This window comes from Gordonia sp. X0973, from assembly GCF_013348785.1.
Lineage (GTDB): Bacteria > Actinomycetota > Actinomycetes > Mycobacteriales > Mycobacteriaceae > Gordonia.
Genome location: NZ_CP054691.1, coordinates 105933 through 121971, shown reverse-complemented (window position 1 = coordinate 121971; position 16039 = coordinate 105933). Strand labels below are relative to the sequence as shown.

The window sequence follows — 16039 nt, the reverse complement described above, 5'->3', positions numbered from 1 at the left end:
GGTTTCTCTCAGTCGTTCTGCTCGACCAGCGGCGCACCCGAGTTCAGGTGCGGTGCCAGGGTGTTGTCGAACATGGTGAGGGCGCTGGCGATGGCCATGTGCATGTCGAGGTACTGGTAGGTGCCCAGGCGCCCGCCGAACAGCACCTTGTTGTCGCGGAGTTCGGCGGCGGCGCGCTCGCGGTACTTGGCGAGCATCGCACGGTCTTCGGGGGTGTTGATCGGGTAGTACGGCTCGTCGTCGTCCGAGGCGAAGCGGCTGAACTCGCGCATGATGACGGTCTTGTCGTCGGGGTAGGTAGTCCGCTCGGGGTGGAAGTGCCGGAACTCGTGGATGCGCGTGTACGCGACGTCGGCGTCGTTGTAGTTCATCACCGGGGTGCCCTGGAAGTCGCCGGTGTCGAGCACCTCGGTCTCGAAATCCAGTGTGCGCCAGCCGAGTTGGCCCTCGGCGTAGTCGAAGTAGCGGTCCAGCGGGCCGGTGTAGACGATCGGCGCGTCCGGGTTCGCGGCGCGCAGTTCGTCGCGCACGTCGAACCAGTCGGTGTCCAGGCGCACCTCGATCTTCTCGTCGGCGGCCATGTTCGTCAGCCACGCGGTGTAGCCGTCGGTCGGCAGGCCCTCGTAGGTGTCGTTGAAGTAGCGGTTGTTGAAGGTGTAACGCACCGGCAGGCGGGTGATGTTGGACGCGGGCAGGTTCTTCGGGTCGGTCTGCCACTGCTTGGCGGTGTAGGCCTTCATGAAGGCCTCGTACAGCGGGCGGCCGATCAGGCTGATCGCCTTCTCCTCGAAGTTCTTGGCGTCCTTCGAGTCGAACTCGCTGGCCTGCTCGGCGATGAGCGCCTTGGCCTCGTCGGGCGTGTAGTAGCGGTTGAAGAACTGACAGACGAGGCCCAGGCCCATCGGGAACTGGTAGGCCTGCCCGTTGTGCATGGCGAACACGCGGTGCTGGTAGTCGGTGAAGCTGGTGAACTGGTTGACGTAGTCCCACACCCGCTTGTTGGAGGTGTGGAACAGATGCGCGCCGTAGCGGTGGACCTCGATGCCCGTCGTCGGCTCGGCCTCCGAGTAGGCGTTGCCGCCCAGGTGCTCGCGGCGCTCGACGATCAGCACGCGCTTGCCCAGCTGCGTCGCCGCGCGCTCGGCCACGGTCAGGCCGTACAGGCCCGATCCGACGACGATGAGGTCGTACGACTCGTTATTGCTCACCACGGGAACTCAGGGTATCGGACCCAGGCTGAGAAACCCTTATCGGCGACGAGTCGATCCCGGTTGCTGTTCGTTCCGGTAAGCGGCACCAACCGCAACACAGGTTTGCGCGGCGTGTGAGCAGTATTCACGCAAGCGGGTCGGCCAGGATCTCCGCCAACCGTTCACGCTGGGCCCGCTCCTCGTCGGGCTCCAACACATACGGGTAGTACTCGCGCATGATCGCGTCGACGGTGAACTCCTCGCCGAAACAGTAGCTCTCGAGGCAGGTGGTGAAACCGGACTCGAACAGGACGTCGTCGACCGTCGTCGAATCGACGGGTTGGCCGTCGGCCAGGTAGGCGAGGACGCCGGGGCTGATCTGCCAGCGCTGGCCGTCGAAGAAGAAGACGCCACCGGCCGTCTCGATTGTGTGCCCGTCCGGCCCTTCGATGTTGAATGTCTCGTCGTGCTCGGGTCGATCGGTGACGAGCGCGACCAGGTCGGCGGGCACACCGTCGAAGAACGAGGTCTGGACGGCGTATTCGTCGGGACCGCCGAAAACGTTGAGTTGCAGTTCATGGTCGCTGGTCAGGAGCATGGCCCGGCCGTCGGACAGGAAGTACCAGACGGCGAACTGGCCGCCGCCGTCCTCCCACCCGAACCGCCGCGCGCCGTCGACCTCGGTTTCCGCGCAGTTCTCGAACTCGGCGAGCAGCGAGACGCGGCGGATGATCTCCGGCAACGGCGTCTGCGAGAACAGCTGCCAGCACTGCGCGGGCGTCGAAGCGGACCAACGCATGCTTTCCCGGTTGCTCAAGTCACCCACGACGACAACCTTAGGATCGACGCATGGCCTACACCGAGTACATCCCCAATGCCGGCGCGTGTCTCGCCACGACGAATGTGCTTACCGGCCGTGGGCGCGTGCGGTGGATGGTCCGCGAGGATTCGCAGGACCCCGCGGACAACGGATGGCGAATCATGAGCCACATCGACACCGACGACTACCTCCATAGCGACGGCTGCTGGCAGATCGTCGACTACAACGAGATCTGCGGCATCGAACCGGCGCTCATCGACATGTGGAGCCTGCCGGTCGGATCCGACCTCCAACTCGTCGACGACGAGAACGGCATCCGCATCCTGGATACCGCCTCGGGACGGCAAATCCTTCCCCCGCCGACCCCGCCCGGAGGGGTGACGCGTGCACCGGGCCCGTCTCCCCACGACATCGCCAAGCGTGAGGACGCCATCGCCGCGGAAACCTGTACCGCGCTGAGCGGCATTCCGGATTGGGACCTGGCTCTGGTCACGGCCACCGTCTCCGACACCGCGCCGACGACGAGCCGTGCACAACTCTTCGCGACGGGCGATGCGGCCGACCTCGACCTCGAGCCGTGGTTCGCGACGCAGGCGCCACCACCGCTGCGGTTCGTCGCCGAATCCGCGTTGCCGCCCACCTTGGTCGACGACCTCGGCGCCCACCGTCGTGCCATGCCCGATCCCTCCGGACGCCAGTGGACGACCATGCAGTACGCCGTTCAGCGCGAGGGCCAGTTCTACTACTTCACCTGTCGCTACCGGTAGCGCCGAGGCCTCACGCAAACCCTGCGCTTTCGGACAGACCCGACGGGTGTGAGGTGCTGGGATTGTCCGAAAGTGCTGGGTTTGCGCTTCAGAACGCGTCGGCGGTGGGGACACCGAGGGCGACGAGGCCGCCACGCGCGTTGAACGCCTTGAGTGCGCGGTGCGAGAGTGCGGCGACGCCGGTCTTCGGCGCGTAGAACATGACGCCGCGGGTGAACCGCTGCTGCACCCCGCTGCCGTCGTCGGTCAGTGCGGGTACGCCCAGCGGTTTGCCGAGCGGCGACTTCGGACCGCCGAGTTCGACCTGCTTCTGCGCGAAGGCCGTCCCCGCCGCACCGAGGAGACCGTCGACGGCCCCCTTGTCGAACTTCACGTTCTCGGTGATCCCGCCGAGCAGCGAACCCAGGTCGAAGTTCTCCAGCGGCCCCAGGCCGCCCGCGGACTTCGGGCCGGGCGCCGCGACGACCTTCGGCTTGACCCGCTGGCCGACGACGGAGAACCACGACGACTTCAGCTTCAGCAATGACCGCGCCTCTTCGCCGGTCACCTCTTTGGTGCCGGTCGAACCGATGGCGCGCACCTTGATCGCGCGGCCGCTGTTGGGCCCGAGACCGTTGGCCTCGACGACCTCGAGCACCTTGAGTGCCCCGACGCCGAAGGCGTGACCGACACTGTCGGCACTCACCGTCGCCGTCCAGTCGTGGGCCGGCGAGATGGCATCCCCGTCGTCGACGACGGCGGGGAAGTTCCCACCGGCCGTGTGTCCCCCGGTCGACGCGGAGAATTCGGTGAAGGCCGGGCCACCGCCGGCGAGCAGGATCTGACCGGCGGTCGCGTCGGCCGCGACGTTGGTGCGCGGATCCTCGCCCGCGGCGCCACCGTAGACCTGGGAGTTCATCGTGTCGTCGATCTTCTTGCCCTGCCCGAGCGCGGCCAGCGCATACGTCCGCGCGGCGATGGCCTGCGCTTTGAGTGCTTCTTTTCCACCCTCGTCGGCCCACTTTGGCAGACTCTCGCGCGGGATCACTCCCTTGACGTAGTCGTCGACGTGGAGCCGGTTGACCACTTTTCCGCCGACGACGCCCAGCGCGCCGCGGTAGGCGGTGTTGCTGCCGCACATCGTGAGAAGCTCGGCGGGCGGACGGCTCGTCCCGGGATTGACCGGGTCGACAAACGGGTTCGCGCCCAGCGGCACGGTCTTCACGACCGGCCCGTTGCACCCGGCGGTGACGGTGGCCGTGTTCCCGGCCAGGCGCACGGCCTGACCGGGAGCCACGGGTTGTCCACCGACTCGCATTCCGGCGCCCGCACGCACATTCACCGATCGCGCCTTGGTGAGAATCACCGAGACCTCGGGCTTGTCCGCCTTCCCCGCGGTAGTGCCGCCGTAATAGTGCTGCAGAATCTTCTCCGCCGGCCAGCCCTTCTTGGCGTAGCCGAAGGCACCCCATTGGCCCATTCCGCGGCCGTGGCCGAGGCCCTTGCCGACGAGCTTCACGTCGGCGCCCGCGGTCAGTTTGATCGTCGTGACGGTCGCGCCGGTGGCGACGACGGCGGAGATACCGCCGACGACGAGTACCGGGGAGAGGGCAACCGACAGTGCCTTGTTCCGAAACCGTCGTCGCATGACTGCCCTTCGCTGGCCGCCGTGAGGCTGGTGTGACTAATGAGACTTGTGTGACTGTAGTGAATAGGCCCGGTTCGTCACAAGCACCGTCGGTAACGAGCCGGTCACGTTGTTGGTGCCCACTCGATGTACGTGGGGTGCCCAGTCGGCGCACTTTGGGTGCCCAGTCGGCGGGGTTGAGGTGCCCAGTCGGCGGGGTTGGGGTGCCCACTCGACCCGGCGCTCGGCGGGGAGCGGTCAGAAGAAGCGGCTCAGGACCGTCGCCACACCGTCGTCGTTGTTCGTCGGCGCCACCTCGTCGGCGGCGGCGATCGCCTCCGGATGTCCGTGCGCCATCGCGGCTCCGTGGGTTGCCCATCGGAGCATCTCGACGTCGTTGGGCATGTCGCCGAAGGCGATGACGGCGTCGGCGGGCAACCCGGTCAGCCCGGCCAGCCGCGCCAGCCCGGCGGCCTTGTGCGTATTCGGCACCGACAGCTCAATCAGCCCGTTCGACGTGGAGAAGGTGACCTCGGCCAGATCCCCGACGGCCGGGACCAGGAGCGCGGCCATGTCCTCGCTGCGCATCTGCGGGGCGCGCGCCAGCAGTTTGACGGCTGGCGCCTCGCCGAGGTCGGCATCGTCGACGAGTTCGTGGTCGGGGTTCAGCCACGCATGCTCGTATCCGGCGGTGGCGACGAAGGGCCGGGTCGCGGCGTCGTGGGCCGAGACTCCGACGCGTTCGGCGGCCAGCCCGGCCTGGGGCAACAGCTCCTCGACGACCGAGATCAGCTTGCGCAACCGCGGGACGTCCAGTTGCACGGCGTCCAGGATCCGGTCGTTCTCCACGTCGTAGACGATGGCCCCGTTCGCGCAGACCGCGTATCGCACCAGGGTGCCGCCCGGGCGCACGGACAGCAGGTCGTCGGGGACGGGCAGTTGATTGGTGACCTCGGCGATCCACCGCGGTGGCCGCCCGGTCGCCAACACCAGGTCGACGCCGGCGCGAGAGGCGCGGGTGATCGCCTCCACCGTCGCGTCGGTGATCCGGTTCTGGTCGTCGAGCAGCGTCCCGTCCACGTCGCTGGCGATGAGCGACGGGCGCCCACCCGACACGAGGGGGCCCTGAGGTACTCCCGTCACCGACCCGACTCGCGCTTCGCCTCACGGGCCGCGGCCTTGCGCGCGGCCTCCTCGTCCTCGATGACCTTCGCCTCCGCATAGCTGGGCGCCCCACCGCCGAGGCGCTGCGGCACCCACGGCTCGCCGGCGGGATGCGGGTACTCGTCTTGGACGGCGTGCAACATCGACTGCATCGTTTCATGCAACTCCGACACGCACTCGTCGACCGCCGGTGTGGATGCCAGATCGACGTCGGAGACATCGATCGGCGTCCCGTATTCGACGACGACGGGAAACTTCTTGCGGCCCAGCGCGCGAATCCCGCCCTTGCTCCACAGGCGGTGGGCACCCCAACAGATGATCGGGATGACCGGTACCCCGGCCGCAGCCGCCATCCGCACCGCCCCGGACTTGAGTTCCTTGATCTCGAAGCTGCGGCTGATCGTCGCCTCCGGATACACGCCGAGCAACTCGCCGTCGCGCAACGTGGTCACCGCCGCCTCGTAGGCCTCGTGCCCGGCCGAGCGGTCCACCGGCACCGTCCCGGTATGTGTGATGAGGAACCGCATGATCCCGATGTCCATCATCTCGGACTTGATCATGAACCGGATGCGCCTGCCGCGGGACTCCACGCCCAACGCGACGGGGAGGAAGTCGAAGTAGCCGGTGTGGTTGATCGCCAGCACCGCGCCGCCGGTCGACGGGAGGTTGTCGAGCCCGCGAAAGTCGATGCGCACCCCCTGCGAGGCGCGCAGACCGTGGGCGATCACCTCGAGCGTGCGGTACACCGGCTCCATCCGACCTCCCTCGTCGATCCGACCATACCGCGACCGTGGGACACGACGGGCCGCTCCGTGACGACCCGGCGCAGTGGCATTGCTTCGCCGCTACTCTGGCGATCATGGCTGGTGCCCGGACGACGGCGATGCGCCGTTTCGCCGATCGTGAACTGCGACGCGGAGGCGGTCGTGTGCGGCGCCCGGCCGGTGCGTCCGCCGTCGAAATCGCCTATCTGCGCGAGTCCCCGGGCCAGAGCCTTCCCGTCGTCGTCATCCCCGGCGGGCCCGGGCTGGCGTCGGCCGTCCCCTACCAGGCGCTGCGACGCAGCGGCGCCAAACACGATCTCGACATCGTGATGATGGAGCACCGCGGCGTCGGCCTATCACGCTTCGACGTCGACGGCGCCAAGCTGGCCGTCGACGAGGTGACCGTGACCGCCGCGGCCGACGATCTCGCCGCCGTCCTCGACGACGCCCGGATCGAGCAAGCGGTGATCGTCGGCAGCTCCTACGGCACCTACGTGGCGCAGGTGTTCGGTGTCCGGCATCCCCAGCGCGTGGCCTCGATGGTGCTGGACTCGCCGATTCTGTCCGTCGTCGACGACCTGGCAGTGACTCGCGCATATCGCCGCGAGCTACTCGTCGACGGTCCGGGCGAGACCGCGGACGCGGTGCGCGCGCTGATCGACGCCGATGTGGTGCCGTCGGTGGAACTCAACGATGTGGTGACCGCGGTCTACGAGGCCGCCGGGCCCGACGTGCTGCGGAGGCTGCTGGTGGCCCGGGCGCGGGGACGCGGGCGACAGGTGTGGAGGCAGATAGCCGGGCTCGGGGAGGCCGAGGTCGACGGGCTCAGCCCCTATGTCATGGAGCCGGATCTGGTGGCCGGAATCAGTTACCGCGAACTCGGCTATGCGCACGATCCCGACGGGTTGCCGCTGGATCCGGTCGAACCCTTCGCCGCGCATTCCGACGAACCCTTCACCGGCGAACCCGTGTCCCTGCCCGACGAGCTGCCCCGGTTCACCTGGCCGACCGCGGTCGTCGCCTGCGAGCGCGACCTGCGCACTCCGCCGCCCATCGCCGCCCGGGTCGCCGAACTGATTCCCGACGGGGTGCTCGTCGAGATCGCCGACACCGGCCACAGCGCGCTGGACTCGCATCGCCGCGCGCTCGAGGCGATCATCCGCGCGGCACGGGACGGGACCGTCCACGAGCTGCCCGCGCGCGCCGCCGGCCTGGCGGCACTCCCGCGTCGCGGATCGCTCCAAGTCGCATCGCAACTGATCCGCGCGGGTGTCGCCGTCGGATCGCGGGTCCCGTAGGGCTCGACGGTCAGAGGCCTGGGGTCAGGCGCCGGGATTCGCGTCGCCCTCGGCCCGTTGCGCCTCCTTGCGCGCCTGGCGCTCCGCCTGCTCGGCGTCGTCGAGGGCATTGGCCTCCTCGAGCGTCGGCGCACCGCCGCCCAAGCGTGCCGGGACCCAGTAGGCGCCCTCCGGATACGGTCCGAACAACTCCACGTACTGCTGCTGCAATTCGTCGAGCTTGGCGACCATCACGTCGTGGAGTTTGGCGGTGAGGGCATCCGGTGACCCGGTTGCCTCCAGCGGTTCCGCGACGCCGATCACGACGGGGGTGTTAGTGCGGCCGAGATGTTTGGGATGCCCCTTGGTCCAGATGCGCTGGGCGCCCCAGATGACCGTCGGGACGATGGGCGCACCCGATTCCAACGCCATCCGCGCGGCACCGGACTTGAAGCCCTTGATCTCGAAGCTGCGGCTGATCGTCGCCTCCGGGTAGACGCCGACGAGTTCACCGGCATTCAGATAGTCGACGGCAGCGCGGTAGCTGTCGGCACCGGCGGTGCGGTCGACGGGAATGTGCTTGCAGCCGCGCATGATCGGTCCGGAAATCTTGTTGTCGAAGACTTCCTTCTTGGCCATGAAGCGCACCTTGCGCTTGCCCTGCAGGAAGGCGGGGATGCCGGCGAGCGTGAAGTCGAGGTAGCCGGTGTGATTGATGGCGACGACCCCGGGGCCGGTCGCCGGGACGTTCTCGACGCCGGAGATTTTGAATTTGATGCCCTGTACGGCCCACAGGGTGCGCGCCGCAGCGATGACGCTGTCGTAGACGGGTTCCATGTGCTTCAGCCTAGTCGGGTGCGGGCCGTGCCGGGCCGCGTACCGACCCCCGAGCGGATGCCCGCGGGCCCGGGCGGAATGTCGGAATCGGGTGACCCAGCCGCTACACTCCGGACATGGTGATCAATTCCCCGCGCTACCGCCTTGTCGTCGGCCTGATCGGCTCGACCGCTGCCGCCGCGCTCCTCGCGCCCACCGCCTCCGGTGCCACCCAGGCCGGTCCCGCCGCCGCTGCCACCCACGGTTCCGCCGTCGTTGCTCCCGCCGCGCATCCGATGCTGCCTTCGGTGCCCGGCAAGGAGATCATCGTCGTCGCGACGGCCCCGGTCGGGACCGCCGGTCCGGCCGCACCCGCACCGATGGTCGTCGCCATCGACAAGTCCGCCGTTGGCCTTGGTATGGCCGAGTTCGGCAAGCACGATGTCGCGCAGGGCTACGTCAACGAGCAGCAGGCCGCATGGCAAGGCGCGGGCGCTGGTGCAGCAGCCGGCGCCGGCGTCGGTGCACTCGGCGGCGCCATCGCCGGTGCGATCATCGGCGGGCTGTTCGGGATCTTCGGTGGGCCTGTTGGAATCATCGTCGGCGCAATCACCAGCGGTATCACCGGTGCCATCACCGGTGCGGTGTTCGGTGCGGTCGGCGGCGGGATCAACGGTTACATCACCGGCCAGAACCAGGCTCGGGCGCACAACGACGCGGTGCGGCGCAACGGCGGCAAGCCTGTCTCGGCGGCCGTTCCGGTGCGCCATCGCGCCGGCAATCCCACCGGCCAGGTCGCCGGCCTTCCCGACGTGCGGGCCTTCCTGCCGCAACCGACCCGAGCGGCCCACCCGGCGCCGTTCGAAGGTCCTCGCGAGATCCCCGACGTCAAACTGCCTCCGCAGGCGCATCACGCGATCCGGGACGCCAAGGATGCCTTCGCCCGCGCGTTCGGCATCCCGATTCCGCGCCGGTAGCAGTAGCGCGCACTATTCGCGATAGATTGTCCGGATGCCCACCACACGTCTTGCCGTCCGGGTCGCAACCGGTCTGATCTGCGCCTCTGTCGCCACTACGGTGCTCGCCCCCACGGCAGGCGCGGCCCCGGCCGCAGCGCATCGCATTCCCACCGCAGCGACGATTCCGACGGCCGCGACGCCGACGGCGGACGAGGCGGTGCGGCCGGACCGGCTGATCATCGTGATCGCATCCGAGCCGATCGGCGTGGCCGGACCCGCCGCCGCCGCACCCATCGTCCTCACCCGCGACCTCGGTTCGACCAGGGCAGCCGAGCCCCGCAGCACCGACGGCATCGTCAACGAAGAGGACTGGGCGCGCCGCTCCGGCAACGAGGGCGCAGCCGTGACCGCACCGCAGGGCGCCCTGATGGGGGCCATCGCGGGTGCCGTCATCGGCGCGCTCGCGGTGGGCTCGATCGGGTTGGTCATCGGCGCCATCGCCGGCGGGGGCGCCGTCAGCATCCCCACCGGAATGATCGGGGCCGTCGTCGGCGGTGCCATCGGCGCCGTCGTGGGTGCCGCGATCGGCACCGGCGTCGGGGCCACGCTGGGTGCGGTCAACGGCTACAACCAGGGCTACGCCGAAGGCCTCGCCGACGCCCGCTACCACAACCAGCAGGTCCGCAACCGTCATCGCCAGGCACCCGGCACGCCGCCGCGGACCGCTCTCGCACCCGTCGCGGTCCTACCCGGGAACTGGCAGGTTCTGCCGAAGACGGCGGTGACGATTCCGCGGCTGCCCGTCGCACACCGCGGCGACGCGTCCGTGCTTCCGCCGCGCGCATGGGCCGATCTGGACCGTTCGGTCCGGGACTTGGGCCGCGCACTCGGCGTCGCCCGGTAGCCCGGAGCGGCTACTCCGACGAAGGTCCCCCGTACGGAATCGAGTTCCGCGCGGGGGGACGTTTATCCTGGACGGGTATGCCGGCCGGGGGCATCGGCCCCGTCGTTGCCCCGGCCCAATCGTTCGGAAGGCGAGAAGTTGCAGATCACCAGCGTCGGTCACGCCGGTTTCCACATCCAGACCAAGGCCGGTTCCATCCTGTGCGATCCGTGGGTCAATCCCGCCTACTTCGCGTCGTGGATCCCCTTCCCGGACAACACCGAGCTGGACTGGAAGGCCCTCGGCGACTGCGACTACCTCTACGTCTCGCACCTGCACCGCGACCACTACGACGAGCGCAACCTCGTCGAGAACGTCAACAAGAACGCGACGGTGCTGCTGCCGGACTACCCGGTGCCCGACCTCAAGCGCGATTTGGAGCGCCTCGGATTCACCAAGTTCGTGGAGACCGAGGACTCGAAGAAGCACCACGTCAGCGGCCCCAAGGGCGATCTCGACGTCATGATCATCGCGCTGCGCGCGCCGGCCGACGGCCCGATCGGCGACTCCGGGCTGATCGTCTCCGACGGTGAGACCACCTGCTTCAACATGAACGACGCGCGACCGATCGACCTCGACGTCGTCAAAGAAGAGTTCGGCCACGTCGACATCCACCTGCTGCAGTACTCGGGCGCCATCTGGTACCCGATGGTCTACGACATCCCGCGCAAGTCGAAGGCCAACTTCGCCAAGCAGAAGCGCCAGCGCGGCATGGACCGGGCGCGCTCCTACATCGAGCAGGTCGGCGCGACCTGGGTGGTGCCGTCCGCCGGGCCGCCGATGTTCCTCGACGAGGACCTGTTCAGCCTCAACGACTTCAACACCGGCAGCGAGTCGGACCAGGCGAGCATCTTCCCGGACCAGGCGGAATTCCTCGAGCAGATGAAGACGCACGGGACCGACGACGGGGTCAAGCACCGCGGCCTGATGATGGTCTCCGGCTCGACGGTGGAACTCACCGGCTCCGACCTCGTTGAGATCAACCACCCATACCCGCCCGAGGAGGTGTTCGGCGAGAACAAGGCCGGCTACCTGGAGCGGATGAAGGCGAAGTTCGCGCCGATCATCGCCGCGGAGAAGGCCACCTGGGCGCCCGCCGACGGCGAGCCGCTGTTGCCGCAGCTCAAGGCCACCTTCGAGCCGATCATGAAGGACTCCGACCTCATCTCCGACGGCATCGGCTACCCCGTCGGCCTCGTCGTCGGCGACGAGACCTTCGTGCTCGACTTCCCCAACCGCACGGTGCGGATGCGCGAGGACGGCGACGGGAAGTACCGCTACGGCTTCCGAATCGCGCCGGAGCTGGTGCGCACCGTGCTGCGCGACGACGAGCCGGACTGGGTGAACACCATCTTCCTCTCGACGCGCTTCACCACCTGGCGCATCGGCGGGTACAACGAGTTCCTCTACACCTTCTTCAAATGCCTCACCGAGGAGCGCATCCACTACGCCGACGGCTGGTTCGCCGAGGCCCACGACGACTCCGCGTCGATCTGCAAGGACGGCTGGGAGATGCAGCGCCGCTGCCCGCACCTCAAGGCCGACCTGGAGAAGTTCGGTGTCATCGAGGGCAACAAGCTGACGTGCAACCTGCACGGCTGGCAGTGGGACCTCGACTCGGGGCGCTGCCTGACGTCGAAGGGCCACGAGATCCGTGCCGAGCGCGTCGGCGGCTGACCCCGCACCCGCCCCCGATTCGACGGCGGTGGGGCGCTCCTACGGCGGACGTTCGGTGGCCGACCGTCGGGCCGAACGTCGGGAGCGGTTCCTCGACGCCGGGCTGGAACTGTTCGGCACGGTCGGATTCGCCAAGACGACGGTCGCGGCGCTGTGCTCGGCGACCGGTTTGAGCCGACGGCAGTTCTACGAGCTCTACGACAACCGCGAAGACCTGCTGCTGGAGTTGTACGAGCAGATCCAGACGGTCGCGCGGGAAACGGTCGGCGCGGCGGTCGCTGCCGAGATCGAGGCGGCGGCCGGGTCGGCCCCCGGCGTCGGCGACAGTGCATTCGATCTGCCGTCGATCGCCCACGCCGCGATGACCGCGTACATGTCGGCGGTGGCCACCGATCCGCGCTGGACCCGGATCTCGTTCATCGAGGTCGGCGGCGTCGGCGAGCGCGTGGAGGAAAGACGCCAAGCCGGGCGGGTGGTGTGGCGCGACTTCTTCGTCGCCTCGGTCGCCGCCGTCACCGATCGCGATCCGGCCGAGCTGGATTACGACGCCACCGCTTTCATCGGCGCCCTGACCCACGTCGTGTTCCGGTGGGGCACGAGCGATCCGCGCCCGCCGCGCGAGCAGATCGTCGATCTGCTGACGCACGTGCTGGTCTCGCTGGCCGCCGCGCGGTGATCTCCCGCCGGAACGGTGCACAGGTCCTACCTGCCGTTTCCTCCTGAGACCGACCGATTTCCCGGGTTCTTGCAGTGATCTGGCCAACAGTCTGCTAACTTTCACGTCAAAGTGAGCCGCGTGTGTCTCACTTATGACTCGAAGGTGAAGACCCCATGTCCCCAGCCCCTCGCCTGCTCCTGCGGGCAATGACGACCCTAGCCGCGATCTGCCTGTTCGTCGGCCTGATCGCGGTCTCCGGGCCCGGTGCCAGTCACGGTGCGCCGACCGCCGGCCCGGCCGCGCCCACGGCGCCCGGGTCCCCCGCGAAGCAGCCCAGGGTCCAACCCGCACTGCCGTTCCTGGTCCCGCCGGCGATCCCGGAGTTCGACGCCGGTTTCTACCTGCCACCCAAAGCCAAGTACCAGAATCTGCAGCCGGGTGAACTCATCGCCGCGCGGCGGGTCAACCTCGCCACCTATTCCCTCCTGCCGCTCAACGTCGACTCCTGGCAGATCTCCTACCGCTCGAACAACACCCGCGGCGAGGCCATCCCCGCCGTCGCCACGGTCATCAAGCCCAAGGGGCCGCGCACGAGCCGCACCACGCGCGTGCTGTCGTATCAGATCGCCGAAGACGGGACAGCGCTGTACTGCTCGCCGTCCTACCAACTTCGGATGGGTTCGATCCCGTCGAATATCACCGGCAGCTCCGACGTCAACGCCGAGGGGCTGCTGATCAACTCCGCGGTCGCCGCGGGCTGGACGCTGGTCATCCCCGACCACCAGGGCCCCGACTCGGCCTATGCGGCCGGACCGCTGGCCGGACGCATCACGCTCGACGGGATCCGCGCGGCTCAGCAGTTCCGTCCGCTGCGCGTCACCCACGACGCGAAGATCACCATGACCGGCTACTCCGGCGGCGCCATCGCCACCGGCTGGGCGGCCGAACTGCACAAGAGCTACGCGCCGGAACTCAATATCGTGGGCGCCGCGATGGGCGGTGTGCCCGCGGACATCTCCGACCTGCTGACCAACGCGAACGGCAACCTCACCTCCGGGCTGATCATGGGCGGCATGATCGGCGTCGCACGCGAATACCCCGAACTCGAACGGTTCATGCACAAGAAGCTGAATCCGCTCGGACAGGCGTTGGTCGCGTCGAAGAACCCGATGTGCCTGACCTACCACGCGGCCATCGCGCCGTTCATCAACATCAAGGGGTTGTTCAACGTGCCGGGGGACCCGATGCGTGCCCCGACCGCGCGCAAGGTCCTGGACCAACTCCGGATGGGACGCACGACGCCGGACTTCCCCATGTTGATCACCCAGTCGGTGATGGATGAGATCGTGCCGGTCGGCCAGGTCGATCGCACCGTGCGCCAATACTGCTCCCGCCCGGGTGCCCGGATCGAGTACGTGCGCGATCACTTCAGCGAGCACGTCACCCTCGCCGCGCTGAGCTTCCCGTCGTCGGCGGTATGGCTCAACGACCGCTTCAACGGCAAGCCCGTCGAGAACCGGTGCACTCGCTTCGAGGCCGGCACGGTCGCGCTCAACCAGAAGGCATGGCCGGCCTTCGCCAACCTCGTCGGCGACAACCTGGCCGCGATCGTCGGCATGCAGATCGGGCAGCCCGGCCGTCGTTAGCACTCTCGGGGGCAATCCCCGCCCCGGGCCGGACTCCATCTCCCGGCCCGGGGCGGTCTCAACCCGAGCGATGACGGACCCGAGCACTAGCCTGGGCTACGTGGCCGCAACACTGACCGAACTGCCCGTCGTCGACCTGTCGCTACTCGACGGTGATGACGCCGACCGCGCGTCGTTTCGCGATTCGCTGCGATCGGCCACCCATGAGGTCGGGTTCTTCTACCTCGTCGGACACGGCATCGGAGCCGACGTGCGCGAGCGGCTGTTCGCCACCGCGCGGGACTTCTTCGCGCTCCCCGACGAGGACAAGTTAGGCGTCGAGATGCTGAGGAGCCCCCACTTCCGCGGCTACACCCGTTTCGGCGGCGAGTACACCCAGGGCGCGATCGACTGGCGCGAACAGATCGACCTGGCAGCCGAGTACGAGCCGCTCGGCTCCGATCCCCCGTATCTGCGGCTCGACGGGCCGAATCTGTGGCCGTCGGCGCTCCCGGCGCTGCGCGACGTGATCACCGACTGGCAGGAACGTTGCGCAGCGGTCGGGCTGCGGCTCATGCGCGAATGGGCGGTGGCACTCGGCTCACCCGCAGACATCTTCGACGAGGCATTTGCCACCCGTCCGTCGACGTTGATCAAACTCGTCCGCTATCCCGGCCGTGCATCCGACGACCGCCAGGGCGTCGGCGCCCACAAGGATCCGGGGGTGTTGACGTTGCTCCTCGTCGAACCGGGGAAGGGCGGGCTGCAGGTCGAGTACGACGGCGGCTGGATCGACGCGCCACCGATGGAAGACGCGTTCGTCGTGAACATCGGCGAGGCGATGGAGTACGCCACCGACGGCTACCTCAAGGCCACCATGCACCGCGTCGAATCCCCGCCGCCGGGCACCGAACGCCTGTCCGTGCCCTTCTTCTTCAACCCGGCGCTCTCGGCGACGATGCCGCGCGCCGACCTGCCGCCTGAGCTGGCCGCCGAGGCCGACGGCGTGACCGACGACCCGTCGAACCCGATCTCGGGCACCTTCGGCGACAACATCCTCAAGGCCCGTCTGCGCGCCCATCCCGACGTCGCCGCCCGGCATCACGCCGATCTGCTCTGATCCGGCGGAGACGGTTAGACCGGGTGGGCGGCCACGTAGTCTGCCACGGCGCGCCGGATGACCTCGGCAACCGGAGTCGACTCCGCAGCGGCCAAGTCGTCCAAGGCGCTGCGCAGCTCGGATGGAAAACGAACCGAGATCGCAGGCGTGTTCCCGCTTCGGCCCTTACCGCCTGCCGGCCGCCCGGTCCGCAAACGCTCGGGGTAGACCGCGACCGGGCCGGTCACAGTAAAGTCGCCGGCTTCGAACTCGTCGGCCAGCTTTTCGTACTCGGCATCAGTGCGTCGTGTCATGGTGATCCTCCTTCATGGTGCGCTGCTCACCGGCGCTGAGTTCGGGTGATGTGGGCGGGGTCGAGGTACTCGGCGATCCCGGTGCTGGTGACGGTGGACTGTCGCAGCATCGTCGCGTGGAAGACCTCCGTCGTACGGTCGATGACTTCGGCGGCAACCTCCAGGTAAGGCTCGTTGGCCGCGGCCTGACCGATGAACAGCTCGGGGTGGGCGTCGGGAGACTTGCGCGAAGCGACGGACATGCGCAAGCCGGGGTACTCGACGACCGTGCGGATCTCGTCGTCGGTAATCCCGTGCCGCCGCGCGCTGGGCCTGATCTCGATCCGCACACCAAAAGTGTAACCGACTTTATAGAAAGTC

The 16039-nt window shown here is 68.3% G+C and carries 16 protein-coding genes; 8 read left to right on the top strand and 8 right to left on the bottom strand.

Annotation, left to right across the window (positions count from 1 at the left end; genetic code table 11):
* Positions 1–8: 8 nt before the first annotated feature.
* The gene (glf, locus tag HUN08_RS00590) at positions 9–1208 is read right to left on the bottom strand and encodes a UDP-galactopyranose mutase (RefSeq protein WP_165353382.1); all 1200 of its coding nucleotides are present in this window, start codon (positions 1206–1208) and stop codon (positions 9–11) included.
* Between the two features lie 127 nt (positions 1209–1335).
* On the bottom strand, positions 1336–2016 hold the full coding sequence (locus HUN08_RS00585) for a hypothetical protein (protein WP_174900850.1): 681 nt from the start codon (positions 2014–2016) through the stop codon (positions 1336–1338).
* A gap of 23 nt (positions 2017–2039) precedes the next feature.
* Between HUN08_RS00585 and HUN08_RS00580 the strand changes: the two genes are divergently transcribed.
* Positions 2040–2777, top strand: coding sequence for a DUF2185 domain-containing protein (locus tag HUN08_RS00580; protein ID WP_124246032.1), 738 nt, complete (start codon positions 2040–2042; stop codon positions 2775–2777).
* Between the two features lie 88 nt (positions 2778–2865).
* Here HUN08_RS00580 and HUN08_RS00575 read toward each other — a convergent pair whose 3' ends face one another.
* From HUN08_RS00575 to HUN08_RS00565, 3 genes are all read right to left on the bottom strand, one after another.
* A complete protein-coding gene (locus HUN08_RS00575) occupies positions 2866–4404 on the bottom strand; it encodes a SpoIID/LytB domain-containing protein (RefSeq protein ID WP_124246033.1) in 1539 nt (512 codons plus the stop codon).
* Between the two features lie 237 nt (positions 4405–4641).
* On the bottom strand, positions 4642–5499 hold the full coding sequence (locus tag HUN08_RS00570; RefSeq protein ID WP_124246034.1) for an HAD family hydrolase: 858 nt from the start codon (positions 5497–5499) through the stop codon (positions 4642–4644).
* A gap of 23 nt (positions 5500–5522) precedes the next feature.
* Positions 5523–6302: a 1-acyl-sn-glycerol-3-phosphate acyltransferase gene (locus HUN08_RS00565; protein WP_124246035.1), complete on the bottom strand. Its 780-nt coding sequence runs from the start codon at positions 6300–6302 to the stop codon at positions 5523–5525.
* A 104-nt stretch (positions 6303–6406) separates the two neighbouring features.
* Between HUN08_RS00565 and HUN08_RS00560 the strand changes: the two genes are divergently transcribed.
* Positions 6407–7609, top strand: a complete 1203-nt coding sequence (locus HUN08_RS00560) for an alpha/beta fold hydrolase (protein ID WP_124246036.1) — start codon at positions 6407–6409, stop codon at positions 7607–7609.
* A gap of 24 nt (positions 7610–7633) precedes the next feature.
* Here the strand turns inward: HUN08_RS00560 and HUN08_RS00555 are convergent, their stop codons facing one another.
* Positions 7634–8425 (bottom strand): 1-acyl-sn-glycerol-3-phosphate acyltransferase, encoded by a 792-nt coding sequence (locus tag HUN08_RS00555; RefSeq protein ID WP_124246037.1) that lies wholly within the window; start codon positions 8423–8425, stop codon positions 7634–7636.
* A gap of 116 nt (positions 8426–8541) precedes the next feature.
* Between HUN08_RS00555 and HUN08_RS00550 the strand changes: the two genes are divergently transcribed.
* The 6 genes from HUN08_RS00550 (at position 8542) to HUN08_RS00525 (ending at position 15386) form a co-directional block, all read left to right on the top strand.
* Complete coding sequence (locus HUN08_RS00550) at positions 8542–9381, top strand: hypothetical protein (RefSeq protein ID WP_124246038.1); 840 nt, start codon at positions 8542–8544, stop codon at positions 9379–9381.
* Between the two features lie 34 nt (positions 9382–9415).
* The gene (locus tag HUN08_RS00545; protein WP_124246039.1) at positions 9416–10267 is read left to right on the top strand and encodes a hypothetical protein; all 852 of its coding nucleotides are present in this window, start codon (positions 9416–9418) and stop codon (positions 10265–10267) included.
* Between the two features lie 138 nt (positions 10268–10405).
* Positions 10406–11983 (top strand): Rieske 2Fe-2S domain-containing protein, encoded by a 1578-nt coding sequence (locus tag HUN08_RS00540; protein WP_124246040.1) that lies wholly within the window; start codon positions 10406–10408, stop codon positions 11981–11983.
* Positions 11961–12659, top strand: a complete 699-nt coding sequence (locus tag HUN08_RS00535; RefSeq protein WP_124246041.1) for a TetR/AcrR family transcriptional regulator — start codon at positions 11961–11963, stop codon at positions 12657–12659. Before HUN08_RS00540 ends, HUN08_RS00535 begins: the two co-directional genes overlap by 23 nt.
* Before the next feature lie 188 nt (positions 12660–12847).
* Positions 12848–14287 carry a lipase family protein gene (locus HUN08_RS00530; RefSeq protein ID WP_124246042.1) on the top strand — a complete coding sequence of 480 codons (1440 nt, stop codon included), beginning with the start codon at positions 12848–12850 and terminating at the stop codon, positions 14285–14287.
* A 70-nt stretch (positions 14288–14357) separates the two neighbouring features.
* Positions 14358–15386, top strand: coding sequence for an isopenicillin N synthase family oxygenase (locus tag HUN08_RS00525; RefSeq protein ID WP_124246043.1), 1029 nt, complete (start codon positions 14358–14360; stop codon positions 15384–15386).
* Between the two features lie 14 nt (positions 15387–15400).
* On the opposite strand, the gene HUN08_RS00520 is transcribed toward HUN08_RS00525, so the two are convergent.
* Together HUN08_RS00520 and HUN08_RS00515 are read right to left on the bottom strand one after the other, a co-directional pair.
* A complete protein-coding gene (locus HUN08_RS00520; RefSeq protein WP_124246044.1) occupies positions 15401–15679 on the bottom strand; it encodes a ribbon-helix-helix protein, CopG family in 279 nt (92 codons plus the stop codon).
* Positions 15680–15705: 26 nt separating this feature from the next.
* Positions 15706–16008, bottom strand: coding sequence for a hypothetical protein (locus HUN08_RS00515; RefSeq protein ID WP_124246045.1), 303 nt, complete (start codon positions 16006–16008; stop codon positions 15706–15708).
* Positions 16009–16039: the final 31 nt, after the last annotated feature.